Annotated in this window: 1 protein-coding gene and 1 pseudogene; both read right to left on the bottom strand. The window is 51.8% G+C overall.

Going from position 1 to position 1,466, the window contains the following annotated elements:
* Positions 1-580 precede the first annotated feature (580 nt).
* Positions 581-1,096, bottom strand: a complete 516-nt coding sequence (locus tag LL962_RS20840) for a DUF4189 domain-containing protein (protein WP_228318288.1) — start codon at positions 1,094-1,096, stop codon at positions 581-583.
* Between the two features lie 31 nt (positions 1,097-1,127).
* Positions 1,128-1,466 (bottom strand): annotated as a pseudogene (locus tag LL962_RS20835) (type IV secretion system protein); the annotation flags it as partial.

Genomic DNA, 1,466 nt, shown 5'->3' with positions numbered 1-1,466 from the left:
TTCTTCACGTCCAATCTCCTCGGGGTAGGGAATTGGACTCCAAACCAAGGTGCTACTCAAACTGGGGGGGACGTCGGATGGGGCAGTCACGGGTTGGCATCCTGCACTGAGAAATGGCATGAGAAAGAGAGCGACACGCCCCATAATCTCGGGATTCACTTGAATGATTCCGCTGCCCCACGCGTATTTTGTGCGATGAGGATATGCAATCTTGCCCATAATCCTGGGTATAATCGATAACATCAAGATAGCACCGGCACATTGACGCGAACTAGTAGATTTACCACAGACTTAAAGCCGCCCTATCGATTAACAAGTCAAAGGTTAGCCGGGCATTTATTGAAAGCGCTAAAACCATGGGAGATCGGTGCTAATGCATGAGCTGACCTTGCATTTACCTAATACTGATTGATGACCGTAGAATGCGACGTTTGGACTCGGTGGGAGCCCGCAATCTTTGGCAGTGCAGCATGCAAAAAGCGAAGGGGACAGTTGCTCTATTCGTGGACCATTCCATGTCCTTGACCTGATTCAAAGACCAGTATCGCGACGAACGGGAAAATCTAGAACTTATAAGAAATCAATAATTTTTAAAAATTGGCTCGGAGCATGCTGAATAGAGAACTCCGCATCTAAACCCGCTCGCTGACGCGCATCCATCTTTTGCTCTGTTCTCAACGTCCTCTAATGAAGGCCCTCTAGCAAAGTACGGCGCGCCGGGTACATCCCTGCCATCTTTTTGGGGGCCAGCTATGGCGGCGCATTGGTTCTGATAACTCTCCCAGACTTTGCAGCTAGCGCCCCCGCCTTCCAAGCACTTGTTGAGCGCATCTTTCTCTGCTTCACGCTTTGAAAGTTTCCCTAGCGAAACACCAAGGATTCCATTCTTAGGATCGTGGGCTACTGAGCCCCACGTTTTTATCCACTTACCTATCGGTTTAGGATCTTGCTGCCCGGAGCCGCCTTGTGGAATGGGTGCGCACGCTGCTACGCCTTGACCGCCGATTGGATACTGTCCGGGTGGGCAACCCTGTTCTGCTGCTGCAGAAAACGCGCTCGTTAAAACCAAAAGAAATGCAAATATCTTCACATTCATATAAATTTCCTTCAGGCAAAAATGAAGTTACCTAGACGCTGTTACCTTCATTTCTGCTGGCATTTCCTCGCGAGCCAGCAACTTGGATAGGTGTCGAATTGTTACTACCAGTGATTACCCTATTGGCGCTCGTCGAGTCCGCGCCTCGCTCCTCGCCCGCATTGCTATTTCTTGCTATCTGCGCGGGCATATACGACCCAGCCGGCTGCCCCTGCGGGCCTGGGGCTGCGGTGTTGTTGAATGCCGTGTAGGTCAGGAACGTGCCCATGTTGCCCTGCCATAGCGCGGCGGCAATGGTCGGTATGGTGATGATGAGCATGGTCATGATCAGGCCGATGCCACCCTGCTGCAGGGCCTGGCTGGACAGGCC

Origin of the sequence: Xanthomonas sp. NCPPB 1067, assembly GCF_020783795.1 — a bacterium.
GTDB lineage: Bacteria > Pseudomonadota > Gammaproteobacteria > Xanthomonadales > Xanthomonadaceae > Xanthomonas > Xanthomonas melonis.
The sequence above is the reverse complement of the archived record's forward strand: the minus strand, read 5'-3'. Positions and strand labels throughout refer to the sequence as shown.